This window comes from Streptomyces sp. NPDC031274, assembly GCF_055570235.1.
In genome coordinates this window covers 139,652-164,103 of sequence record NZ_JBVIHP010000018.1, presented here as the reverse complement: position 1 = coordinate 164,103, position 24,452 = coordinate 139,652, and the positions used below count along the sequence as shown (strand labels likewise).

Genomic DNA, 24,452 nt, shown 5'->3' with positions numbered 1-24,452 from the left:
ATAAGGTGAGTCCGACTCCGCTTAGGTGTACATTTTCCGGAGTCAGGTTCACTTTACTGAGGAGACGCCCCGTGCCGAACACCGACAAGAGTCTGGACGGCCTGCGCGTGCTGGTCACCGGTGGCAGCCGGGGACTGGGCGAGGCGACCGTACGCCGGTTCGTCTCCGCCGGCGCGACCGTGCTGACGGCCTCCCGCACCCCGCCCACGACAGACAGCGGTGCCGCGTTTCTCGCGGCCGACCTGTCCACGGAGCAGGGCGTGGCCGACCTCGGTCGCCGCGTCGTCGAGCACATGGGTGGTGTAGACGTACTCGTGAACAACGCCGGTGCGGCGAGCGCGCCGGCGCCGACCCTGAGCCGGTCGGACGCGTCCTGGCAGGCGGACCTGGAGATGAACCTCCTCAGCGCGGTGCGCCTCGACCGGGCCCTGGTGCCGGGAATGGTCGAGCGCGGATCCGGCGTGGTGGTGCACGTCTCCTCGATCGCCAGCCAGCTGCCCCAGCGCACCGAGGCGTCCTACGCCGCCGCCAAGGCCGCGCTGAACACCTACAGCCGGGAACTGGCCACAGAGGTTGGTGAGCACGGCGTGCGCGTGGTGTGTGTCCTTCCCGGTTTCGTCGTTACCGACGGCGCGACCGCCCACCTGCGCCACATGGCCGAGAAGCAGGGCGTGACCACCGAGGAGGTCACCCAGCAGATCGTGGACCACCTGAAAGTCCCCCTGGGCCGCCCCGGGGATCCCGAGGACGTCGCCGAGATGATCGCCTTCCTCGCCTCCGACCGTGCGAAGTGGCTCACCGGCGCGCAGTTCCGCGTCGACGGCGGCATCCTCCCCACCGTCTGAAGCCCGACCAGCACGAAGAACAGGACCCCAACATGCCCCTCACCCTCACTTCCGTGATCATCGACGCTGCCGACATCGAGACGGAAGGCGCCTTCTGGCACCGCCTTCTCGGCGGCTCTGTCCACCGCACACCCACGCATCGCTTCATCCAGGGCCCCGGTCTGCCGGTGGTCGTCGTACAGTCGGCCCCCGGACATGTCGCTCCGAGCTGGCCCGACGGCACCTCACAGCAGATGCACCTCGACTTCGGCGTCGACGACCTCGCGAGCGCCGATCGCACGGCCACCGAGGCGGGCGCTATCCGCCTGCGGCCGACCGAGGCTGCAGGCGACCACACCGGCAACTGCGTCTACGCCAGCCCGGCCGGGCACCCCTTCTGCCTTCGCGCAGCCTGAGACCGCACAGCCGCTGGGGGGACGGCTCCGGCTGCCACGACTCAAGCGGCACCCGGCTGCGGAGTAGCCAGGCCATGGCACGTGCGGCGACGGATCTGCTTGGCCCTTACTCGCCGGGCGGGCGCTGCCTGCTCCGCAGATCCGATGGGCAGCGTAGGGAGCATCATCGCCACCGCTCTCCGTCATCCGGTTCGCGGCGGCCTGCTCGCTGAAACCGAGCAGGCGGCTGAAGTCGAATCGAAGCCACAGGACAACCACACGACCTCGAACGCACCGCCCGTCAAACGGAATTACCCGGGAGTGCCTGCGCACCCGCCTCGACGGTTCTCGTGCCACCACCGCATGCCGCGCGCGACGATCCGACCGCCCTGCGGAACACGGCGACCGATATGCGCTCTTGACGCGCGGTCAATCCCACCCGCACCATCAGGCACGCCAATTCCGTTCGACATGCGCGGAATTGGCGTACCCCCACGGGCCCCCACGGCCCTCAACAGAACAATCCGACAGAACAGAACACGGAGCCCCCCACATGAAGCTCTCCGTTCCCGGACGCACCACGGCAGCCGCCGTCATAGCCGTCGCCGGACTCCTCACCACCAGCGCGATATCCTCCGCGGCCCCCGCCCCCAAGGCGGCCGCCCCCGACATATCCGTGGCCAACGTCCAGGCCCACCTCTCCCAGCTGCAGTCCATCGCCTCGGCCAACGGCGGCAACCGCGCCCACGGCAGCGCGGGCTACAAGGCCTCCATCGACTATGTGAAGGGCAAGCTGGACGAGGCCGGATTCACCACCTCGCTCCAGGAGTTCACCTCCAACGGCAAGACCGGCTACAACCTGATCGCCGACTGGCCCGGCGGCGACGCCGACCAGGTCGTCATGGCGGGCTCGCACCTCGACAGCGTGGGCGAGGGCCCCGGCATCAACGACAACGGCTCCGGTTCGGCCGCGATACTGGAGACCGCGCTCACCGTGGCGCACGAGAAGTACAAGCCCACCAAGCACCTGCGGTTCGCCTGGTGGGGCGCCGAGGAGCTGGGGCTCGTCGGCTCCTCGCACTACGTCGACAAACTACCCGCCGACGAGCGCTCGAAGATCAAGGACTACCTGAACTTCGACATGATCGGCTCCCCGAACCCGGGTTACTTCGTCTACGACGACGACCCCACCATCGAGAAGACCTTCAAGGACTACTACGGCGGCCTCAACCTCGCCACGGAGCCCGACGAGGAGGGCGACGGCCGCTCGGACCACGCCCCGTTCAAGGACGCGGGCGTCCCGGTCGGCGGACTGTTCAGCGGCGCCGACTACGAGAAGACCGCCGAGCAGGCCCAGAACTGGGGCGGCACGGCCGGTGAGCCGTTCGACAAGTGCTACCACTCCGCGTGCGACACGGAGTCGAACATCGACGGGAAGGCCCTCGACCACAACAGCGACGCCATCGCGTACGCGGTGTGGGGGCTCTCCTCTTAATCGGCGGACTCCAGGCCCCTTGGTCCGCGGACTCCACGCCCCTTGGTCCGCGGGCCTCATTTCCCGCCTAGCTGTGCGCCCGCGGGCCTCACGTCCCGCCGGGCCACCCCTGGACGAAATTACCTGCGCGTGCATATAGTGCACGCGCAGGTAATCGGCAATCGCCGTACTTCCAGCTCCAGGGGGACCCCATGACTCGCAAGTTCCTTTTCGTACTCGGCAGCTCGCGTCCCGACGGCAACACGGAGACCCTGGCCCGCCGGGCCGCCGAGCAGCTCCCTTCGAACGTCGAGCAGCGCTGGCTGAACCTCGCCGACCACCCGGTGCCGGACTTCGAGGACCTCCGCCACGACAGCGATCACGTCCGCCCGTCCGGCAACAACATCGCGACGCTGCTCGACGCGACCGTCGAGGCGACCGACATCGTCATCGCGTCGCCCCTGTACTGGTACTCCGTCTCGGCCACCACCAAGCGCTACCTCGACTACTGGTCGGGCTGGCTGCGCACCCCCGGCGTCGACTTCAAGGCCACGATGGCCGGTCGCACCCTGTGGGGCGTGACGGCGCTGGCCGACGATCAGCCGGTCGTCGCCGATCCGCTCGTCGGCACCCTGCGCAACTCCGCCGCGTATCTCGGGATGCGCTTCGGCGGCGTACTGCTCGGCAACGGCAGCAAGCCCGGCGACGTACTGAAGGACGAGCGGGCCCTGACCGAGGCCAAGTCGTTCTTCGCACAGGAATCGGCACCGGCCCGCTTCCCGTTCGAAGACTGACACGGAGGAGGCCGACCGACGCGGAGGAGGCCGATGCGGAGAGAGCTGACGCCGCCTACGCCGTGATGTCCTTCGCCCCGAACCGCGCCCACGCCGCCGAGCCGAACAGGGCCGCGTACAGGCCCTGCAGGCCGAGGTTCTTGACCAGCTCGTCCCAGTAGACGGGCTCGCGCATCAGGTCCGCGAAGGACAGCCAGTAGTGCGAGAAGAAGTACGGCTGGATGGCGTGCAGTTGGGGGATCTGGTCGAGGATCTGGACCGTGATGAGCAGGCCGACGGTCGTCGCCATCGCCGCGATGCCGCTGCTGGTCAGCGTCGACACGAAGAGGCCGAGGGCCGCCACACCGATCAGTGACGCGGCGACCACGAGGGCGATGAGCAGCGCGCGCAGCAACCCTGCGCCGAAGCTGATCGGGACGCCGGAGATCGTGGTGACCTCGCCGACCGGGAAGAGCAGCGCCCCGACGGCGAGCGCGGAGAGGGCCACAACGAGCGTCGCGACCAGGCAGAACGTCATCGTCGTCGCGTACTTGGCAAGCAGCAGACGCGTACGTCCCGCCGGGGCGACAAGGAGATAGCGCAGCGTCCCGGCGCTTGACTCGCCCGCGATGGAGTCGCCCGCGACGACGCCGACCGCCATGGGCAGGAAGAAGGGGAGCGTCGCGGCGAGCGCGGTGAAGACGAGGAACAGGCCGTTGTTCGTGATCTGCGCGATGAACGCGGGGCCCCCGGCCTCGCCACCCCCGCCGACCGTCGAGCCGTCGCTCGTCTCGATCTTGACGGCGATGCCCACGAGGATCGGCACGGCGGCGAGCACGCCGAGCAGGGCGAGGGTCCGCCAGCGGCGGAAGGTGATGCCCAGCTCGCTACGGAAAAGCCCGAGGCTCCAGATCCGCCGGACCTCGCGCACGTCACCGCTCTCGCGTACGCCAAGTTCACCGTGTTCGCCATGTTCGTGGCGTACGCCGTGTTCACCGCGTACGCCATGTTCATCGTGTTCGCCATGTTCACCGCGTACGCCGACAGCCTCATCCCGCGACATCGAAGCCCTCCCCCGTCAACGCCACGAACGCGTCCTCCAGCGAGGCCCGTTCGACGCCGAAGCCCCGTACCCGTACGCCCGCACCGACCAGAGCGGCGTTCAGCTCCGCGAGGTCCGTGCCGGTGTCCGCGTATGCGCCAGCGTCAGCGCCAGTGCCCGGCGGTTCGCCCGTCACGCGGTCCTCCGCCACGACGAGGTCCGTCACGCCGAGCTCCTTCAGGACGCGTACCGCGTCACCCGTGTCCGGGGTCGTCACGACAAGGCGGCCCCGCGCGCCGGCGGCGAGCTCGGCCACCGGCCCCTGGATGATCAGACGGCCCTGAGCCATCACCGCGGCATGCGAGCAGACCTGCTCGATCTCGTCCAGGAGGTGTGAGGAGAGGAAGACGGTCGTGCCCTCCGACGCCAACTCCCTGACCAGCGAACGGATCTCGCGCATGCCCTGCGGATCGAGGCCGTTGGTCGGCTCGTCGAGCACGAGGAGCCTGCGCGGCTGGAGCAGAGCCGCCGCGAGGCCGAGGCGCTGCTTCATGCCCAGGGAGTACGCCTTCGCCTTCTTGCCCGCGGCTGCCGTCAACCCGACCCGGTCCAGGGCTGCTTCGGCACGGACGCGGCGGGTGCGCGGGTCGGCGGTCGGGTCCGCGGCGTCGTACCGCAGGAGGTTGTCGCGGCCGGAGAGGAAGCCGTAGAGGGCCGGGCCCTCGATGAGCGCGCCCACGTGCGGGAGCACGGTGCGCGTGTCGCGCGGCATGGGGCGGCCGAGGAGCTTGGCCCAGCCGGAAGTCGGCTCGATCAGGCCCATCAACATCCGAATGGTGGTCGTCTTGCCCGAGCCGTTCGGACCGAGGAAACCGAACACGCTTCCGGCGGGGACGGTGAGGCTCAGACGGTCCACGGCCAACTGCTTGCCGTAGCGCTTGGTGAGAGCGTCGGTCTCGATCACGCTCTCCGTCGCCCCGCTGGTGCCCGGCACTCAGCCCTCCCCGCTCGAAATCGTGACGGCGGGTCCGCGGTGCCTGCCCGGCACCTCGGACCCGTCGCTCATTCGCCTTGCCGCAGCACGCTACTTAGCCGCGTTCGCCGCGTTCGCCGCCTTGACCAGGGCGTCCTTGGTGACCGCGCCCGCGTAGACCTTGCCGTCCTCGGTGATGAGGGCGTTGATCAGGCGCGTCTTGAAGACCGTGCCCGAGCCGAACTCGCCCGTCACCTTGTCGCCGAGCGAGTCGAGCAGCCGCTGCGCGTCCGGCGACGCGGCGCCGGATCCGCCCGTCGGGAGACCCTGGCCGCCCGGCAGCTTCAGCTCGGCGATGGAGTTCCAGCCCTTGCCGATGACATTCAGACCGTTCAGGTCCTCCTTGCCCTCGAACTCCTTGCCCTTGAACTCCTTGCCCTCGAAACTGTGCTTCTTGGCCTCGGACCCGGCCTTGGCGTCATCGCCCTCCGTGACCTTCGCGCCCTTGGGCGGCGTGAAGTCGAAGGTCGACGCGGCCGGCTTGCCGAAGTCGACCTTCGTGAAGCCCGCGTCGACGACCGCGCTGCCGCCGCTCGACGGAGTGAGCGTGAACTTCAGCGGCGTACCCGTCTTCGAGTCCACCGCGACCGTGATCTGGCCGACTGTCGAGCCGGACTGCTTGGGCTTGATGACCAGACGATAGGCGTCACGGCCCGCGACCTGCGCGGTGCCGTCCACCTTCACCGACGTCGTGCCGTCGACCGCCTTCAGGGCTTCCTGGGCCAGTTCCTTGGGGGTGGCAGGGACGCCCTTGGGGACGCCCTTGGGGATGTCCTTGGGGACGTTCTTGAGGCTGTCCCTCTTGCCGGAGTCCCCGGCCGCCTTGCCCGCCGACTCGGAGTGGTACGCCTCGTTCGACTTGCTGTCGTAGGCCCACACGTCGTCGCCGTTGTGGATCAGGCTGTACTCGGCTGCGTCGTCCAGGACGGACAGCTTCTGCTTGTCGGGGCCGTCGGCGGCGACGCGCAGCGTGTGCGTGCCCGACGCCAGCTCCATCAGCTTGGCCTGCGGGTCGGCGGCCGAACCCCCGCCGTCCGCGCCCTTGCCTCCTCCGCCGCCCCCGCCGCCCGAGGCGAAGCCGCCGGCCATGTCGCCGCCGAAGGACGGAAGGCCGAGGTCGGTGCTGATCTTCACGTTGCCCGAGAGCTGCTGCGTGTCCGACGCGGCGATCTTCTCGATCAGTTGCTGTGCGGTGACATCGGGCAGGTCGGGGTCGCCCGACGTGGCGAGCGCCGGGACGAGACCGATGGTCGCCGCCGCCACCCCCGCCACCGCGACGGGGACCACGTAACGCGCCGCTTTTCTGCGGCCTACGCGCAGCTCCCCGGTCTCACTGGTGTTCTGCTCCGGTTCGTACGGTGCCATTGTGTGCCCTACCTCCGTGGTCGGCGGCGGCCTTCCCAGTACGTGCGTGCGTCCACCCCGCGCCGCCATTCTCACCCGAATAGGTCAGGAGTGGTTGTTCTTGCTGGACCTTGCTGGTGTCTATACGACCAAATCGGCCAGCGAGAAGCGTCAGACCCCGGGAGCAACTCCACGTACTGCTGTGGGATGACACGGAGAGGCGGCACCTCCCCCATCCCGTAGGGGAGACGCCGCCGATACACCACCCGAGGCGCCACCAAGACACCACCCGAGGCACCACCGAGACACCATCAAGACGCCACCGAGCTACCAGCGAGCCACCACCGATCAGCCAGGCTCAGCGCTGCACGAACACGTAGTCCGCCTTGTACGGCACCTTCGCGATGGCACCCGGCTTGCAGTCACCCGCCGGTGCGACCCCGCCCACCGTGTTCAGGCGCAGGATCTCCGCGGTACCGGCGAGCAACCCGTGCCCCTTGCCGGTCTGAGTCGCCGCCAGGTCGAGTTCGGGGATGTTCTTGTCGCCGTTCGGGGTCTTGGAGATCAGCTTGCCGGTGACCTGGCTGCGGTCGGGGGCCGTCCAGCGCGGGGTGCCGGAGTTGGGGGCGACGAAGTCGTGCGCGATGCCGCCGCCGAGCCGGGCGCGCACGTCACGCTGCGCGAAGGCGAACTTCCCGGAACCGTCCTCGGCCTTCTTGCACTCGTAGATCTGCTTGCCCTGGATCACGGAGGCCTGGAAGTTGGCCGCCGCGTGGCGGAAGTCGAAGTCCGTGGTCACCGTGTGGAGCTGGCCGCGGACCGCGCCGCCCGGGAACTCGGCGGTGTGCAGGTTGGCGTAGAAGCTGCCGGGGTCCGCCTTCAACTGCTTGAGCAGCGCCACGTCGTCGACCCTGACGGTCCCGGAGACGCGGTTGCCCTTGCTCTTGTCGAGCAGCTTGGTGAACTCGATCTTGATGCCGCCGTTGGTGCCCTTGGCGCCCTGGTGAATGTGGAGGGCGGTCGGCCTGCCGGTGCCGCGCCACTCGACGCTGACCGACACCTTGTCGCCCTTGACCTTGACGAACTCGAGCGCCCTGCCGTCCTTGTCGCCCACCGCGGGGCCGCCCTGTACCGGCACCTCGTTCGCGCCGTTCATGCTCGCCACGAAGACGGACCCACCGCCGCTGGAGCCGCCGCTGCCGCCGGTACTGCCGCTGTGCGCGACGGCGGGCGGCGCCACGACCGCCATGCCCGCCGCCGCGGCGACGGCCGCACCGACGGCGAGCAGAGCCCGCCGACGGTGCGCGAAAGTCCCGGAGGTAGCAAAACTCTCCATGCCCATGATCTGAATTCCCCCCTGCCTGAGCCGGCGCCCCACAGCGCCGACTTCCGGGCATAGGTACGGGATAGATCTGAACCTGGACTCAATCCAAAAGCGACAGAAGATGTGACATAAGTCACACACGACAGGTCTTCGACCCGCCCGAACGGCCGCCCGAACAGCCCGCCGGAACAGCCCGCCGGAACAGCCGCCCGATCAACCCACCCGAACGGCCACCCGATCGACCCGCCCGATCAACCCGCCCGATGCACCACAAGATCGCAGAGCTCGACGAGCGACGTCTTCGCGTCGCAGTCCCGCAGCGGCGCGAGCGTCGCCCGGGCCTCCTCCGCGAACCGCACGGTGTCCTTGCGCGCCTGCTCCAGGGCCGGGTGGGCCCGCAGCCGCGTCAGCGCCTCGGCGTGCCGCGCGTCGTCCGTCAGGTCCGAGTCGAGGAGCTCGCTCAGGGCGATGTCATCGGCGAGCCCGAGCTTCTCCACCCGCTCGCGCAGGCGCAGGACCGGAAGGGTGGGGATGCCTTCACGGAGGTCCGTGCCCGGCGTCTTGCCGGACTCGTGCGAGTCGGACGCGATGTCCAGTACGTCGTCGGCGAGCTGGAAGGCGACGCCGAGCCGCTCGCCGTACTGCGTCAGGACGTCCACGACGGTCTCGTCGGCACCCGACATCATGGCGCCGAAACGGCACGCCACGGCGACGAGCGAACCGGTCTTGCCGCCGAGCACGTCGAAGTAGTGGTCGATCGGATCGCGGCCCTCGGTCGGTCCCGCCGTCTCCAGGATCTGGCCGGTGACCAGGCGTTCGAAGGCCTCCGCCTGGATGCGGACGGCGTCAGGGCCGAGGTCGGCCAGGATGTACGAGGCGCGGGCGAACAGGAAGTCACCGGTGAGCACGGCGACGGAGTTGCCCCAGCGCTGATTGGCGCTCTCGACCCCGCGGCGCACGTCCGCCTCGTCCATCACGTCGTCGTGATAGAGCGTCGCGAGGTGCGTGAGCTCGACGACGACGGCGGAGGGCACGACACCCTGCGCGTACGGATCGCCGAACTGCGAGGAGAGCATCACGAGGAGCGGCCTGAACCGCTTGCCGCCCGCACGCACCAGATGCTGCGCGGCCTCCGTGATGAAGGGGACCCCGCTTTTGGTGGCGTCGAGCAGACCTTCCTCGACGGCCGCCAATCCGGCCTGGACATCGGCTTCGAGAGCCTGGTCCCGCACGCTGAGGCCGAAGGGCCCGACGACGGTCACGAGGGGTTCTCCTGTCTGCTGACGATCACAAGTCGGTCACTCGGTCGATCATCACTCGGTCGATCTTTGCGCGATGACGGGGTCGATGACACGGTTTGTCGATGTGTCGCTGCCATCACACAAGTCAGCGTATCCGGTCCCCTTTCGATCACAGTGGGCACCCGCCTGTGCAATGCCGCCCAGGCGACGTGCGATCACCACCGGTATGTTCTTGATCAGCTGATACGACACAGAAGACCGCATCACCCCGCAATCCCCGTTATCCCCGGGATCCCGTTATCCGCGGGATCCCCGCGATCCCCCTGGCCCCCGCCCCCTGATCCCCGCAATCCCTGTAATCCCCGAAAGCCCCATGAACAACGGAACGACCGGGAGCAGAACCTTTGTCCCGCACTGAGGCCGACGCCGAACCGCCCGCGGAGCCGCCGACGAACCCGACGGAGCCGCCGCCCGCCGACGACCACGCCTTCTTCGGGCAGCCGCGCGGGCTTCTCACCCTGTCGGGTCTGGAGGTCTGGGAGCGCTTCTCGTTCCTCGGCATGCAGGCCATCCTCGTCCTGTACTTCGCGGACTCCGTCGCGAACGACGGCATGGGCATGGATTCCGGAACCGCCGCTTCGGTGTCGGCGGCGTACGGAACGCTCGTCTATCTGGTGTCGGTGGCGGGCGGCTGGCTCGCCGACCGCATCCTCGGCTCGTACCGCGCGGTCCTGTGGGGCGGCATCCTCATCGCCTGCGGCCACTACTCGATGGCGATCCCGACGGCGACGATGACCTGGGTGGGCCTCGGCCTGATCAGCGCGGGCACCGGCCTCCTGAAGCCGAACGTCGCCTCGATGGTCGGCAAGCTCTACCGCACCGAAGACCAGCGGCGCGACGCGGGCTTCGCGCTGTACTACATGGGCATCAACATCGGCGCCTTCGCGGGCCCGCTGATCACCGGCTGGCTCGGCGACCACAAGGGCTGGCACTGGGGCTTCTCGGCGGCCGCGATCGGCATGACCTTCGGCCTCGTCCAGTACGTCCTGGGCCGCCGCCACCTCGCGGGACGCAAGGCATCGGCCGAATTCGCGCTGCCCAAGGACGCGATGCGCCGCGCGGTCGTCCTGATCGTCGTGGGCGCCGTCGTGTTCGCCGCCCTCGCGGCTCTGCTGGCCGCCGTCGGCTGGCTGACGATGGACCGCTTCGTCGACGTGCTCACCGTCATCTCGGTGATCGCGCCGGTCGTCTACTTCACGGTCATGTTCCGCAGCCCGCGCGTGAGCGCCGAGGAGCGCGGCCGGCTGAGGCCGTACGTGGTCCTCTTCCTCGCCTCGGTCGTCTTCAACTTCATCCTCTTCCAGGCCTACTCGACGATGATCCTGCTGGCATCGACGAACGCCGAGACGTCGATCCTCGGCTTCACCTTCCCCGCCAGCTGGTACGCCTCCGCCCTCGGCGCCTTCGAGGTCGCGCTCGCCCCCGTCGTCGCCGCGGTCTGGGCCCGGATGGGCCCCCGCCAGCCGCACGCCTCCAACAAGATCGCGTTCGGCGTGATCCTGGGCGGCCTGTCGTTCCTCCTGATGGTCCTGCCCACCTCGGGGCACGGCGACGGCTCGTACAAGATGGCGGTCTGGTGGATCGTCGGCTCCTACCTGCTGCTCGGTCTCGGCGACATCCTCGTGGAGACATCCGGCATGTCGGCCACGACGAAGCTCGCCCCACAGGCCTTCGCCAGCCAGACCATGGCCCTCTGGTTCCTCTCGCTCGCCCTCGCCAACGGCATCCAGGCACAGATCGTGAAGCTGTACGGAGAGGTCTCCAACCCGGCGTACTTCGGCGTGAACGGCGCGATCGCGGTGGCCGCCGGTGTCGCCGTCGTCCTGCTCGCACCGTGGCTGCGCCGCACCATGCACCCCGTCCACTGAGGACACTGAGGTTCCCCCCATGCACACCATGCAGATTCGTTCTTCCTTCCCGTACGAGACCACCCGCGAGGACGTCCAGATCCCCCTCCCGGACGGCACCAGGCTGTACGCGCGCATCTGGCGCCCGGTGACGGACGAACCCGTCCCCGCACTCCTGGAGTACCTCCCCTACCGCCTGAGCGACTGGACGGCGCCACGCGACTTCCAGCGCCACCCCTGGTACGCGGGCCACGGATACGCCTCCGTGCGCGTGGACGTGCGGGGCCACGGCAACTCGGAGGGCATGCCGGGCGACGAGTACTCACCGGTCGAGCTGGCCGACGGGGTCGAGGTCGTCAACTGGCTCGCCGAGCAGCCCTGGTGCTCCGGCAAGGTCGGCATGTTCGGCATCTCCTGGGGCGGCTTCAACTCCCTCCAGATCGCGGCCCTCGCGCCCGAGCCGCTCAAGGCGGTCATCACGGTCTGCTCCGCGGACGACCGTTATGACAACGACGTGCACTACATGGGTGGTTCCGTCCTCGCGGTGGACATGCACGCGTGGGCGGCGACGATGCTCGCCTTCGTCTCCCGCCCCCCGGACCCGCTGTTCGTCGGCGACCGCTGGCGGGACATGTGGCGCACCCGCCTCGAAGCGGTCGACCCCTTCATCCACACCTGGCTCGACCACCAGACCCGCGACGCCTACTGGCAGCACGGCAGCGTCTGCGAGGACTACGCGGCGATCGACGCGGCGGTGCTCGCGGTGGGCGGCTTCCACGACCCCTACCGGGACACGGTCCTGCGTCTGGTCGAGCACCTGCCGGGCGACGTCCGGGGATTGATCGGCCCGTGGTCGCACCAGTACCCGGACCGGGGCCTGCCGCCGGGCCCGGCGATCGGCTTCCTCCAGGAGACCCTGCGCTGGTGGGACCACCACCTCAAGGGCATCGACACGGGCGTCATGGCCGAGCCGAAACTCCGCTCCTGGATCAGCGATTCCCACCCGCCGGCGACCGTGTACGCGGAGCTGCCGGGCGGCTGGGTGGGCGACCCCTCCTGGCCGTCCCCGAACGTCACACCGACCCCCTACGCCCTCCAGGGCCATCCCATGGTGGTCGACTCCCCCCAGCACACGGGGCTGGACGCGGGCCGCTACTTCCCCTTCGGCAACGACGCGGACCTGCCGCCGGACCAGCGGGACGAGGACGCGAAATCGGCGTGCTTCGAGTTCGAGGTCCCCTCGGCCGTACGCATCCTGGGCCGCCCCAAGGTGACGCTGCGCCTGACGATGGACGTCCCGTCAGGACAGGCGATCGCGCGGGTGTGCGACGTGGCCCCGGACGGCTCGTCGACCCTGGTCACGCGAGGCGTCCTGAACCTCTCGTCGCGCAACGGCAGGGACCGGGTGGACCCGTGGCCGGTCGGCGGGACGGAGGACGTGACGTTCGAACTGAACGCGATCGGCCACACCTTCCCGCCGGGCCACCGCATCCGGCTCGCGGTGTCGTCGGCGTACTGGCCGTGGATCTGGCCGCAGGCGGACTCGGCGGGCTTCACCCTCGACCCGGCGGGCAGCGCACTGGAACTCCCGGTGCGCGAGGGTGACTTGGACCCGTCGATCACCTTCCCTCCGCCCGAGCAGTCGGAGCCGCTGGAAGTGATGTACCCGGCGACGCTCGACGAGCCGCGCCCCGAGCGCCTGGTCGTACGCGATGTGGCGAAGGGCGAATGGCGCCTGGAGGTGGACCCGCGCTACGGCGGTACGCGCGTCTACCCGGACGGCCTCGAATTCACCGAGGACGCTGTGGAGACGTACACGATCAACGAGTCCGACCCCCTCAGCGCCCGCACCCGGTCCGACTGGACGATCCGTCTGCACCGCCCCGAGCTGGCATGGGACGTGTCGATCAACTCCCGCTCGGAGATCACGTGCGACGCGACGGACTTCATCACGTCGAACGAGGTGGTGTGCAGGGACGGGGCTGAGGTGGTGTTCCACAGGACGTGGGAGAAGCGGATCCCGAGGACGGCGGGGTAGCGCTCTACTCCGCCCCGGACTCAGACCCGGATTCCACCCCGGACTCCGACCCGGGTGCCACCCCGGACTCCGACCCGGATCCCGCCCCGGACTCCGACCCGGATCCCGCCCCGGCGAGCAACCGCTCAAGCACGACGGCCACCCCATCATCCTCATTGGACGAAGTCACCTCATCGGCGGCGGACTTGAGGTCGGGGTGGGCGTTGGCCATGGCGACACCACGGGCCGCCCACACGAACATCGGCACGTCATTGGGCATGTCCCCGAAGGCGATGGTGTCCTGGGAGCTCAGCCCGAGCCGCTCGGCGGCGAGGGCGAGCCCGGTCGCCTTGGTCACCCCGCGCGGCTGGAGCTCGACGGTGCCGGGCCCGGACATGGTGACGGTGGCGAGGGACCCGACCGCATCGCGCGCGACGGCGGCCAACTCGTCGTCGTTCAGCTCGGGGTGGCGCAGCAGCACCTTGCTGATGGGCTCGGCCCAAAACGCGTCACGCTTGTGGACACGCACCGCGGGCAAGGTGGGATGCGGCATCAGATACCCCGGCTCGATGAGGGTGAGCCCGTCCACGCCGTCCTGGTCCACGGCGGCGTAGACCTGCCCGATCTCCGCCTCGATCTTCCCGAGCGCGGCCTCGGCGAGCTCACGGTCGAGCGTCACGGACCAGACCATGCGGTGGGCCCCTGAGTCGTACAACTGCGCCCCCTGCCCGCATACGGCCAGGCCGCCGCCCCCCAGATCATCGAGGAGCGGCTTCACGCGCGGCGCGGGCCGCCCGGTCACCACCAGGTGACGCGCCCCCGCATCCGCGATCGCCGTCAACGCGGCCAACGACCGGTCGGAGACGGTGTCGTCGCCGCGCAGCAGCGTTCCGTCCAGGTCAGTGGCGATAAGTGAATATGCGAGGGGGGCAGCCATGATCCAGAGAATACGGATCCCCGGCGATGCGCAAAGCAATGTGACAGGAGCTGTGACGCACGCAGTGCGCTGGTCGCACTACCGGCGCTCGCCGGATTCACCGAGACGTGTCTCCTTGAACCGTCCCTAAGGTAGTACTTCCCCCGGAACGGACACCGGAGATGACATGACGCGGGAGTCGACGGGGGAGTCGACGCGCGAGCCGAAGCACGAGCCCGGCGCACGAGCCCGGCACACGAGCCCGGCGCACGAGTTCCTCGCACCTCTGAGCGACATCATGCTGGAGTACTGCCGCGAGATGGCGGACGTCATGGTGGAGCTGTTCGGGACGCATCGGACGGAGGCCGTCGCGAGGATCAATGAGCGGTACGCGCGAGCGGACACCGAGGCGCCGGGCCACGAGATCATGGGCCACGAGCTCCCTGAGTTCTGGGCCTACACCCCGCGTCAGCCGTGCACCCGCGCCACATGCCCCGCCACCCGGGGCGAAGCGAACTCCGTGCCGCACACGAACCGCATCACAGGGCCGTACGACGCCGCCGCCGGGAGGCCGGTGAAGTACAGGCCCGGGATCGATGAGACATAGCCCGCGCCCAGCTTCGGTGTGCCCCGGCTCGTGGCGAGCCGGGCGCGGAGTGCGGGGCCGAGGAAGTCCATCGCGGCGATGTCGACCCGGTAGCCCGTCGCCGCTATGACGTGGTCGGCGGAGAGTTCGCGGACGCGACCGCCCAGGGTCTCCACCTTCAGGACGGGGTTGCCGTCCTGGACCTCCGCCGATGTGATGCCCCGGACCTCGCACGTCTCGACCTCGCGCTCGAAGCGCTCGCGCAGCCACCACGCGCCCAGCGGGCCGAGAATGCGGCGCACCAGGAAGTGGCGGGCCTGCGGGGGCAGATAGCGGTACGGGTGGGGGTAGTAGCTGAGCGCGTAGAGCGACCAGGCGCGGCCGAACGGCGACTCGGGGCGCAGCTTCGGCTGCTTCCACGGGGGCTCGCCGAAGTCCACCGATCCCTTGCCGCGCGCCACCACCCGTACGGTCGCGCCCGCTTCGGCGGCGAGCGCGGCCGTCTCCAGGGCCGACTGCCCCGCGCCGACCACGATCAGCTCGCGCCCCGCGAACCGCGCCAGGTCGCTGTGCTGCGAGCTGTGCGATACGGGCCCTGTGGGGGTCGGCCCGTCCGGCACGGCCGACGCGAGCGCGGGCGGCAGCTGCGCGAGGCCCGAGAGGCCGGTGGCGACGACGACCGCTCGGGCCGTGAACTGCTCGCCGGAGTCCAGCTTCAGGTCGAAACCCTCGGTGCCCTTGCGGTCGACCGACACCACCCGCACCTGCTCCAGGTCGGGCACGAGTTTCTCCTTGAACCACTCCCCGTAGGCGATGAAGGTCTCGACGGGGATGATGTCCTCGTCGGTGACCAGTGGCGGTATCCCCGCGGCCTTGCAGTAGTCGACAAGCTTGTGGCCGCCCTGCGGCGCGTCGATGCTCGAGGCCACCGGGGTCGATTTCAGGAGCATCCCCGCGGGCATGTTCGCGCGCCAACTCACCATCGGGTCACCGAAGACCCGCACCGGAATACCCCGGGCCCGTAGATGGGCGGCAGTGGACAGGCCGAACGGCCCCGCCCCGATGACTGCTACTGGATTGATCACGAAGTCCCTCCCCAGGACGTCACTTGTTGCGTGTGCCTACTTCGTGTGGTGCTTGTGCTGGTACTGGTGTTGGTGCCGGGTTCAGTTGTGGTGGTGCGCCCGTCGTGCTCGCGCTGTGCTGTGGTCGTCAGCCGTCGTGCTCGCGCTGTGGTGGTCAGCCCGTCGTCCTTCCGCGTCTCTTGGTCCGCCAGAGCTGATACAGGTGTTTCGCCCCCGGTCGTACGAATCTCGCGAGCATCGTGAAGAACGGCTTCATGTCGTCCGCCGCGAGCCAGGCCAGCTCCGTGCCGCTCGCGTGCGGGGGCGCGTGCGGTGTGGTGTATCCGCTGCGGCGGTAGGCGAGGAGTGCGGGCAGGTCGATGTTCTCGACGACATAGCGGTGACCGGCGCGTTGTTCCCCCTTGGGGACGGCGCGACCTGTCAGGTGCAGGTGCATCGCGCGGACGACGTCTATCCCGGACTCGTTCTCGAAGAGCCGGAACTGTGCGCCCATGCGAGGGTTGAAATCGAGCAGTTTGTACTGACCGTCGCGCCGGTCGAAGCGCAGGTCCAGGTCGATGACGCCGGTGAAGCCGATCTGTTTGATGAAACGTGCGGCGAGGTCCGCGAGTTCCGGATTGTCGACGACGTACGCATTCGCCGTCATTCCCGCGTGCGGCGGCCAGGAGCGCACCTTGACGCCGGTGAACAGCGCGCGCGGCGTCGAGTCCACGTCGAAGTACGCGTGCACGATCCAGTCCTCGGCCTGCTCCCGCGGCAGATACTCCTGGAGGATCACTCCGGGCCGCTCGCCCCAGTCACGGGCGAGGCCGAGCAGGCCCTTCGGGGTCTCGATGCGCGTCGTACCGTTCACCGCGGGCCGGGAGCGGCGCGTGAACGCCTCGCGGTTCTTGGCGACCACCGGAAAGACCGCGGAGGCGGCGAACTCCTCGATGTCCCCGAAGCTCTCGGGGAAGGAGGCGGTCGGCGAGGCGATGCCGTGCTCCACGCACAGCTCGTGCAGGCCCTGCTTGCTTGCGAGGCGGCGGGGTAACTCCGGCTCCACGCGCGGAAAGAGGAACCCCGCTCCGCGCAGCACGTCCTGGTGCTCGGCGATGAGGACGGCCGCTTCCTCGTCGGTCGGGATCAGGACCGTGGGCCTGCCTATCCTGCGGGCGATGCGCAGCATCCCCTCGACGAGCCGCTGCGGCTCCTCCGCCCCGGTGGTCGGCCAGGGAAAGGCGCGGGTGAGGTGGCGCGAGGCCGCGGCCGGTGTGTAACGGTCTTCCGTGATCGCGTACATGGGCACGCCGAGCCGCCCCAGACTGCGGATCGCGCCCACTCCGCCATGGTGCAGCGGGTAGTTCCCGAACTTCACGATCAGGCCGGGCACCTCACGGTCGACCGTGAAGGGCACGACGTCGTTCCTCATGGCCACGGGTCCCCCCACGTGTCCCTCCGTCTGACCCGGACCCACCCCGTCCGCGTCCCCCAAAGGACGCTAAGCCGGAACTGACCACTCCAGCAAGGCTTATTCGGACATTGCGAACTCTTTAGACACTGCCCCAACCGGAGCTTCCCACGTAACGTGTGGCACACCCATATGGAAAGCGAGGCAGGTACGCATGTCCGAGCACACCCCGCTCGACCCGGCAGGGAGCAACCCTTCCGCCCACTCCGTAGGCGACCCCTTCGCTCTCGCGGAGGGCGATCCCTTCGGGCCGCACAACCTCCCGTACGGCGTGTTCTCCCTGGCCGGAGCCCCTGCCGGAGCCACTGCTGGAGCCCCTGCCGGGGACTCGTCCACGGGCTCGGCCGGGGCCGCGGAGCGCCGTGTCGGTGTACGACTCGGCGATCACGTCCTCGACGCAGGTGCCGCGGCCGCCGCGCTCGGCTCGCCCTACGTGTCGCTGCTCGCCAGGCCCACGCTCAACCCGCTGCTCGCCGCGGGCCGCACGGCCTGGTCCGATGTGCGTCGTGCGCTCACCGCATGGGTGACGATTCCGGCTCACCGCGAGGTCGTACGCCCCCTGCTGTACCCCCTGTCCGAGGTCACCCTGCACCTCCCCTTCGAGGTCGCGGACTATGTGGACTTCTATGCCTCCGAGCACCACGCGACGCACCTGGGGCAGATCTTCCGCCCGGACTCACCGACCCCGCTGACCCCCAACTGGAAGCACCTGCCGATCGGTTACCACGGCCGGTCCGGCACCGTTGTGGTCTCCGGAACCGAAGTGGTACGTCCCAAGGGGCAGCGCAAGGCCCCCTCGGAGACGGCGCCGGTCTTCGGGCCCTCCGTCCGCCTCGACATCGAGGCCGAGGTCGGCTTCGTCGTGGGTACGCCTTCGGAGCTGGGCACGCCGGTGCCGCTCGCGGACTTCCGGGAGCACGTCTTCGGGCTCAGCCTCCTCAACGACTGGTCGGCGCGCGACATCCAGGCCTGGGAGTACGTTCCGCTCGGACCGTTCCTCGGCAAGTCCTTCTGCACCTCCGTCTCGGCGTGGATCACCCCCCTCGAAGCCCTGGACGCGGCGCGGGTCACCCCTCCGGAGCGCACGCACGAACTCCTGCCCTACCTGGACGACTCGGCGGAATCCGTCGCGGACGAGCCCGCCGGTTACGACCTGCGCATCACCGTGACCCTGAACGGCCACGTCATCTCCGAGCCCCCCTTCTCCACCGTGTACTGGACGGCCGCCCAGCAGCTGGCCCACATGACCGCGAACGGCGCGTCCCTGCGCACGGGCGACCTGTACGGCTCGGGCACGGTGAGCGGCCCCTCCGACGGGCAGTACGGCTCCCTGATCGAGATCACCTGGAACGGCCGCGACCCGCTTGTCCTCCCGGACGGCAAGCGGACGTTCCTCGAGGACGGCGACGAGGTCACCCTCACGGCATGGGCCCCCGGCCCGGACGGCACCCGGGTCGGCCTCGGCGAGGTCTCTGGCAGGGTCGCCTCGGCACGGTGAGGTTGCGGCCGGGGGCCTTGGGGCCGGGTCAGGGACCCGGCCCCTTCTCGGACTCCCTCTGACGGCAGTGCCCTGAAGGGGCGCGGGGAACTGCGCGACCAGCCACGACGGTGCCGCACACGACGGCTGCTCAGAAGTCGTCCGGCGGCTCCGGCCACTCCTCCTCCGGGGCGTCGTCCGGGTACTCCGGGGCTCGGGCGTCCTGCGGGGCCGGTGCGGGCAGCGACGCCTGCGAGGGCACCGCATCAACCGGCCCGGAGGGCTCCGCACCCCCGGACAGCCCCGCGAGGACCTCAAGCACGCCCTCCCCGTACGTCGCCAGCTTCTTCTCGCCCAGGCCGCTGATGCCGCCCAGTTCCGCCAGGGACGAGGGTCGCAGTGTGGCGATCTCCCGGAGCGTGGCGTCGTGGAAGATCACGTACGCCGGGAGGCCGAGCTCCTTGGCCTGCGCGCCGCGCCACGCGCGCAGCGCCTCGAACACCGGCACCGCCTCCTGGGGCAGCTCGGCGACGGCCGCCGCTGTCTTCGCCTTGCGCTCCCCCTTCGCGGCCTTCGCCGCGGCGGGCCGCTTCGGCTCCTTGCGCAACCGCACCTCCCGCTCCCGGCCGAGGACTGAACCGCTCTCCTCGGTCAGGACCAGCGTCCCGTACTCCCCCTCGACCGCGAGCAGGCCCTGCGCCAGCAACTGCCGCACCACGCCGCGCCATTCGGCCTCCGCGAGCTCCTCGCCGATGCCGAAGACCGAGAGCTGGTCGTGGTCGAACTGGATGACCTTGGCGGTCTTCTTGCCGAGCAGGATGTCGATGATCTGGCCCGCGCCGAACTTCTGGCCGCGCTCGCGCTGGAGGCGCACGATCGTGGACAGGGCCTTCTGGGCCGCGACCGTGCCGTCCCAGGTCTCCGGCGGGGTGAGGCAGGTGTCGCAGTTGCCGCAGGACTGTCCGTCCGCGTCCTGGCCGAAGTACGTGAGGAGCTGGGCCCTGCGGCACTGGGCCGTCTCGCACAGCGCCAGCATCGAGTCCAGGTGCGCGGCCGCCCGGCGGCGGAACGCCTCGCCCCCCTCGCTGCTCTGGATCATCTTCCGCTGCTGGACCACGTCCTGCAGTCCGTACGCCATCCAGGCCGTGGAGGGCTGTCCGTCACGGCCCGCACGGCCCGTCTCCTGGTAGTAGCCCTCGACCGACTTCGGCAGGTCGAGGTGGGCGACGAACCGGACGTCCGGCTTGTCGATGCCCATGCCGAAGGCGATGGTGGCGCAGACGACCAGTCCCTCTTCCCGCAGGAAGCGGGACTGGTGGGCGGCGCGCGTCCCACCGTCCAGGCCCGCGTGGTACGGAACGGCCTCGATGCCGTTCCTGCAGAGGAACTCGGCGGTCTTCTCGACCGAATTGCGCGAGAGGCAGTAGACGATGCCCGCGTCGCCCGCGTGCTCCTCCTTGAGGAAGGACAGGAGCTGCTTCTTCGGCTCGGCCTTCGGCACGACGCGGTACTGGATGTTGGGCCGGTCGAAGCTCGCCACGAAGTGCTTCGCGTCCGGCATGCCGAGCCGCTCGGTGATCTCGCGGTGCGTGGCGTGTGTCGCGGTGGCCGTCAGGGCGATGCGGGGCACGTCCGGCCAGCGCTCGCCGAGCAGGGAGAGCGCCAGATAGTCCGGGCGGAAGTCGTGACCCCACTGCGCCACGCAGTGCGCCTCGTCGATCGCGAAGACGGAGATCTTGCCGCGGGAGAGCAGATCGAGCGTCCCGTCGAGGCGCAGCCGCTCCGGCGCCAGATACAGGACGTCGAGCTCCCCCGCGAGGAACTCGGCCTCCATCACACGCCGCTCGTCGAAGTCCTGCGTGGAGTTGATGAACCCGGCCCGCACGCCCAGGGCCCGCAGCGCGTCCACCTGGTCCTGCATGAGCGCGATGAGGGGGGAGACGACCACGCCCGTGCCGGGCCTGACCAGGGCGGGGATCTGATAGCAGAGCGACTTGCCGCCACCGGTGGGCATCAGTACGACGGAGTCACCGCCCGCGACCACATGCTCGATGATCGCTTCTTGCTCACCGCGGAACGCGTCGTACCCGAAGACGCGGTGCAGCGTCCGCAGTGCGTCGCTCTCCGCCACCGCGACCGGTGCGGTCACCTCGCTCATGCCATCGTTCCCATCCATCGCCCTGCCCCCGTACGTCGTGCTTCGACCACTGCCTCCACGATAGGGCTCCGCACCGACACCTCTGGAAGTTATCCACAGGCCGCCGCCCGGCACCCTTGTCGGACGGGGTGCCGGGCGGCGGCGAAGCGAAGGCGAGCAGAGCAGGTGGACTACCGGACGAAGACCCCCGCCTGGTTCGCCAGATCCAGGAAGTACTGCGGGGCCACGCCCAGGACCAGCGTCACCGCGACGCCCACCCCGATCGCCGTCATCGTCAGCGGCGAGGGCACGGCCACGGTCGGGCCGTCCGCCTTCGGCTCGCTGAAGAACATGAGCACGATCACGCGGATGTAGAAGAACGCCGCGATCGCGGACGAGATCACACCGACCACGACGAGCGCACCGGCGCCGCCCTCCGCCGCCGCCTTGAACACCGCGAACTTCCCGGAGAACCCGGAGGTCAGCGGAATACCGGCGAAGGCGAGCAGGAAGACCGCGAAGACGGCCGCGACGAGCGGCGAGCGCCGGCCGAGCCCCGCCCACTTGGACAGGTGCGTGGCCTCGCCGCCCGCGTCCCGCACCAGCGTGACCACCGCGAAAGCACCGATCGTCACGAAGGAGTAGGCCGCCAGGTAGAAGAGCACGGACGAGATGCCGTCCGGCGTCATGGCGATGACACCGGCGAGGATGAAGCCCGCGTGCGCGATCGAGGAGTACGCGAGCAGCCGCTTGATGTCGGTCTGGGTGATCGCGACGATCGCGCCGACCAGCATCGTGAGGATCACGACACCCCACATGACCGGCCGCCAGTCCCAGCGCAGCCCCGGCAGGACCACGTACAGGAGCCTGAGCAGCGCGCCGAAGGCGGCCACCTTCGTCGCCGCGGCCATGAAGCCGGTGACCGGGGTGGGCGCACCCTCGTACACATCGGGCGTCCACATGTGGAACGGCACCGCGCCGACCTTGAAGAGCAGTCCCATGACGATCATCGCGGCGCCGATCAGAAGCAGCGCGTCGTTGCCCATGGTGTCGGCGAGCGCCGGGTTGACGCTCTGGATGCTGCCGTCGACGACCTTCGCGATCGTGCCGTACGAAACCGAGCCCGCGTACCCGTAGAGGAGGGCGATCCCGAAGAGCAGGAACGCCGATGAGAACGAGCCGAGCAGGAAGTACTTGACGGCGGCTTCCTGCGACATCAGGCGCTTGCGGCGGGCGAGCGCGCAGAGCAGGTACAGCGGCAGCGAGAAGACCTCGAGGGCGATGAAGAGCGTCAGGAGGTCGTTCGCCGACGGGAAGACGAGCATTCCGCCGATCGCGAAGAGCGCGAGGGGGAACACCTCGGTGGTGGTGAACCCGGCCTTCGTCGCGGCCTTCTCGCCCTCGCTGCCCGGCGTCGCTCCGGCCTGCGCGGCGAAGGAGTCGACGCGATTGCCGTGCGCCACGGGGTCGAGCCGCCGCTCCGCGAAGGTGAAGATCGCGACGAGCCCCGCGAGGAGGATCGTGCCCTGCAGGAAGAGCGCGGGCCCGTCGACCGCGATCGCGCCCATGGCGGCGATATGCGCCTTCGTCGAGCCGTACCCGGTGGCCGCGAGTCCGACGACCGCGGCGAAGGCCGCGATGATGGCGACGACGGCCACGAACAGCTGGGCGTAGTAACGGGACTTGCGAGGCAGGAAGGCCTCGATGAGGATCCCGATGACCGCCGCACCGATGACGATCAGCGTCGGTGACAGCTGCGCGTACTCGATGGTGGGAGTGTCGATCTTGTCGATCTGATCCTGCGGCGCCGCAGCCGACGCCATTGTCCACAGGCTGTGGACGGCTGATGCGCTCACTTGGCCGCCTCCACGTCGGGCTTCGGGTCCTTCTGCTGTACGTCGGACATGGTGTGCTTGACCGCCGGGTTCACCAGGTCGGTGAGCGGCTTCGGGTAGACGCCGAGGCCGATCAGGAGCGCGATCAGCGGAGCGACGACCACGAGTTCACGCACTCGCAGGTCCGGCATGGCCGAGACCTCCGGCTTCACCGGGCCCGTCATCGTCCGCTGGTAGAGGACGAGGGTGTAGAGCGCGGCGAGCACGATGCCGATCGTGGCGATGATCCCGACCACCGGATAGCGCGCGAACGCGCCGACCAGGACCAGGAATTCACTCACGAACGGCGCGAGCCCCGGCAGCGAGAGCGTTGCGAGACCACCGATCAGGAAGGTGCCCGCGAGCACCGGCGCCACCTTCTGCACCCCTCCGTAGTCCGCGATGAGCCGCGAACCGCGCCGCGAGATCAGGAAGCCGGCCACCAGCATCAGCGCGGCCGTCGAGATCCCGTGGTTGACCATGTACAGCGTCGCGCCGGACTGCCCCTGGGAGGTCATCGCGAAGATGCCGAGAATGATGAACCCGAAGTGCGAGATCGACGCGTACGCCACAAGGCGCTTGATGTCGCGCTGGCCGACCGCGAGCAGAGCGCCGTAGATGATGCTGATCAGCGCGAGCACGAGGATGACCGGTGTCGCCCACTTGCTCGCCTCGGGGAAGAGCCCGAGGCAGAACCGCAGCATCGCGAAGGTGCCGACCTTGTCGACCACTGCCGTGATCAGCACGGCGACCGGGGCCGTGGACTCGCCCATCGCGTTCGGCAGCCAGGTGTGCAGCGGCCACAGCGGCGCCTTCACCGCGAAGGCGAAGAAGAAGCCGAGGAAGAGCCATCGCTCGGTGCTGGTCGCCATGTCCAGCGTGCCGTTGGCCCGCGCCTCGGCGATCTCCTGGAGCGAGAAGTTCCCCGCCACCACGTAGAGGCCGATCACCGCGGCCAGCATGATGAGCCCGCCGGCCAGGTTGTAGAGCAGGAACTTCACGGCCGCGTACGAGCGTTGCGCCGACGCCTTCTCGTCGCTGCCCGAGTGGGCGCGGTCCCCGAAGCCGCCGATGAGGAAGTACATCGGGATGAGCATGGCTTCGAAGAAGATGTAGAAGAGGAAGACGTCCGTGGCGGCGAAGGAGATGATCACCATCGCCTCGACGGCGAGGATCAGGGCGAAGAAGCCCTGAGTCGGGCGCCATCGCGAGGACTTCGTCTCCAGGGGATCGGCGTCGTGCCAGCCCGCCAGGATGATGAAGGGCATCAGGAGCGCGGTGAGCGCGATGAGGGCGACACCGATGCCGTCCACCCCGAGCTCGTACCGCACCCCGAACTCCGCGATCCAGGCGCGGGACTCGGTCAGTTGATAACGGGACCCGTCGGGGTCGAACCGCACGAGCACGGTCACGGCGAGCGCGAGCGTGGCGAGCGACACGAGCAGCGCGAGCCACTTGGCGGCGGTCCGCCGGGCGGCCGGGACGGCTGCCGTGGCGATCGCGCCGACCGCGGGCAGGGCCGCCGTCGCTGTCAGCAGAGGAAAGGACATCGG

The 24,452-nt window shown here is 69.4% G+C and carries 18 protein-coding genes; 7 read left to right on the top strand and 11 right to left on the bottom strand.

Annotation, left to right across the window (positions count from 1 at the left end):
• The first annotated feature begins 71 nt into the window (after nucleotides 1-71).
• From ACZ5CR_RS27510 to ACZ5CR_RS27495, 4 genes are all read left to right on the top strand, one after another.
• On the top strand, nucleotides 72-845 hold the full coding sequence (locus tag ACZ5CR_RS27510; RefSeq protein WP_468862045.1) for an oxidoreductase: 774 nt from the start codon (nucleotides 72-74) through the stop codon (nucleotides 843-845).
• A 32-nt stretch (nucleotides 846-877) separates the two neighbouring features.
• Complete coding sequence (locus tag ACZ5CR_RS27505; RefSeq protein WP_468862043.1) at nucleotides 878-1,240, top strand: VOC family protein; 363 nt, start codon at nucleotides 878-880, stop codon at nucleotides 1,238-1,240.
• Nucleotides 1,241-1,772: 532 nt separating this feature from the next.
• The gene (locus tag ACZ5CR_RS27500) at nucleotides 1,773-2,714 is read left to right on the top strand and encodes a M28 family metallopeptidase (RefSeq protein WP_468862041.1); all 942 of its coding nucleotides are present in this window, start codon (nucleotides 1,773-1,775) and stop codon (nucleotides 2,712-2,714) included.
• Nucleotides 2,715-2,905: 191 nt separating this feature from the next.
• A complete protein-coding gene (locus ACZ5CR_RS27495) occupies nucleotides 2,906-3,487 on the top strand; it encodes a flavodoxin family protein (protein WP_468862038.1) in 582 nt (193 codons plus the stop codon).
• 55 nt (nucleotides 3,488-3,542) lie between these two features.
• Here the strand turns inward: ACZ5CR_RS27495 and ACZ5CR_RS27490 are convergent, their stop codons facing one another.
• The 5 genes from ACZ5CR_RS27490 to ACZ5CR_RS27470 all read right to left on the bottom strand — a co-directional run bounded on the left by ACZ5CR_RS27490 (nucleotide 3,543) and on the right by ACZ5CR_RS27470 (nucleotide 9,471).
• On the bottom strand, nucleotides 3,543-4,529 hold the full coding sequence (locus ACZ5CR_RS27490) for an ABC transporter permease (RefSeq protein WP_468862036.1): 987 nt from the start codon (nucleotides 4,527-4,529) through the stop codon (nucleotides 3,543-3,545).
• A complete protein-coding gene (locus ACZ5CR_RS27485) occupies nucleotides 4,516-5,502 on the bottom strand; it encodes an ABC transporter ATP-binding protein (protein ID WP_468862034.1) in 987 nt (328 codons plus the stop codon). Before ACZ5CR_RS27485 ends, ACZ5CR_RS27490 begins: the two co-directional genes overlap by 14 nt.
• A gap of 90 nt (nucleotides 5,503-5,592) precedes the next feature.
• Nucleotides 5,593-6,906: a LolA family protein gene (locus ACZ5CR_RS27480; RefSeq protein ID WP_468862033.1), complete on the bottom strand. Its 1,314-nt coding sequence runs from the start codon at nucleotides 6,904-6,906 to the stop codon at nucleotides 5,593-5,595.
• A gap of 337 nt (nucleotides 6,907-7,243) precedes the next feature.
• Nucleotides 7,244-8,221: a CHRD domain-containing protein gene (locus ACZ5CR_RS27475; protein WP_468862031.1), complete on the bottom strand. Its 978-nt coding sequence runs from the start codon at nucleotides 8,219-8,221 to the stop codon at nucleotides 7,244-7,246.
• 239 nt (nucleotides 8,222-8,460) lie between these two features.
• Nucleotides 8,461-9,471, bottom strand: coding sequence for a polyprenyl synthetase family protein (locus ACZ5CR_RS27470; protein ID WP_389912400.1), 1,011 nt, complete (start codon nucleotides 9,469-9,471; stop codon nucleotides 8,461-8,463).
• A gap of 383 nt (nucleotides 9,472-9,854) precedes the next feature.
• On the opposite strand from ACZ5CR_RS27470, the gene ACZ5CR_RS27465 reads away from it, so the two are divergent.
• Both ACZ5CR_RS27465 and ACZ5CR_RS27460 read left to right on the top strand, forming a co-directional pair.
• Nucleotides 9,855-11,378: a peptide MFS transporter gene (locus ACZ5CR_RS27465; protein WP_468862028.1), complete on the top strand. Its 1,524-nt coding sequence runs from the start codon at nucleotides 9,855-9,857 to the stop codon at nucleotides 11,376-11,378.
• Between the two features lie 28 nt (nucleotides 11,379-11,406).
• Nucleotides 11,407-13,395: a CocE/NonD family hydrolase gene (locus ACZ5CR_RS27460; protein ID WP_468862026.1), complete on the top strand. Its 1,989-nt coding sequence runs from the start codon at nucleotides 11,407-11,409 to the stop codon at nucleotides 13,393-13,395.
• 4 nt (nucleotides 13,396-13,399) lie between these two features.
• Here ACZ5CR_RS27460 and ACZ5CR_RS27455 read toward each other — a convergent pair whose 3' ends face one another.
• From ACZ5CR_RS27455 to ACZ5CR_RS27445, 3 genes are all read right to left on the bottom strand, one after another.
• A complete protein-coding gene (locus tag ACZ5CR_RS27455) occupies nucleotides 13,400-14,311 on the bottom strand; it encodes an HAD family hydrolase (protein WP_468862023.1) in 912 nt (303 codons plus the stop codon).
• A 447-nt stretch (nucleotides 14,312-14,758) separates the two neighbouring features.
• Nucleotides 14,759-15,961: an FAD-dependent oxidoreductase gene (locus ACZ5CR_RS27450; RefSeq protein WP_468862021.1), complete on the bottom strand. Its 1,203-nt coding sequence runs from the start codon at nucleotides 15,959-15,961 to the stop codon at nucleotides 14,759-14,761.
• Nucleotides 15,962-16,115: 154 nt separating this feature from the next.
• Entirely contained in the window at nucleotides 16,116-17,372 is a 1,257-nt protein-coding gene (locus tag ACZ5CR_RS27445; RefSeq protein ID WP_468862018.1) for a carboxylate--amine ligase, read from the bottom strand.
• A 193-nt stretch (nucleotides 17,373-17,565) separates the two neighbouring features.
• Between ACZ5CR_RS27445 and fahA the strand changes: the two genes are divergently transcribed.
• Complete coding sequence (gene fahA, locus ACZ5CR_RS27440; RefSeq protein WP_468862016.1) at nucleotides 17,566-18,909, top strand: fumarylacetoacetase; 1,344 nt, start codon at nucleotides 17,566-17,568, stop codon at nucleotides 18,907-18,909.
• 130 nt (nucleotides 18,910-19,039) lie between these two features.
• Here fahA and recQ read toward each other — a convergent pair whose 3' ends face one another.
• The 3 genes from recQ to ACZ5CR_RS27425 all read right to left on the bottom strand — a co-directional run bounded on the left by recQ (nucleotide 19,040) and on the right by ACZ5CR_RS27425 (nucleotide 24,449).
• Entirely contained in the window at nucleotides 19,040-21,046 is a 2,007-nt protein-coding gene (gene recQ / locus ACZ5CR_RS27435) for a DNA helicase RecQ (protein ID WP_468862013.1), read from the bottom strand.
• Between the two features lie 170 nt (nucleotides 21,047-21,216).
• Nucleotides 21,217-22,881 carry an NADH-quinone oxidoreductase subunit NuoN gene (gene nuoN, locus ACZ5CR_RS27430; RefSeq protein WP_468862011.1) on the bottom strand — a complete coding sequence of 555 codons (1,665 nt, stop codon included), beginning with the start codon at nucleotides 22,879-22,881 and terminating at the stop codon, nucleotides 21,217-21,219.
• Nucleotides 22,878-24,449 carry an NADH-quinone oxidoreductase subunit M gene (locus tag ACZ5CR_RS27425; RefSeq protein ID WP_468862008.1) on the bottom strand — a complete coding sequence of 524 codons (1,572 nt, stop codon included), beginning with the start codon at nucleotides 24,447-24,449 and terminating at the stop codon, nucleotides 22,878-22,880. The genes nuoN and ACZ5CR_RS27425 overlap by 4 nt, the downstream gene beginning before the upstream one ends.
• Between the last annotated feature and the right edge of the window lie 3 nt (nucleotides 24,450-24,452).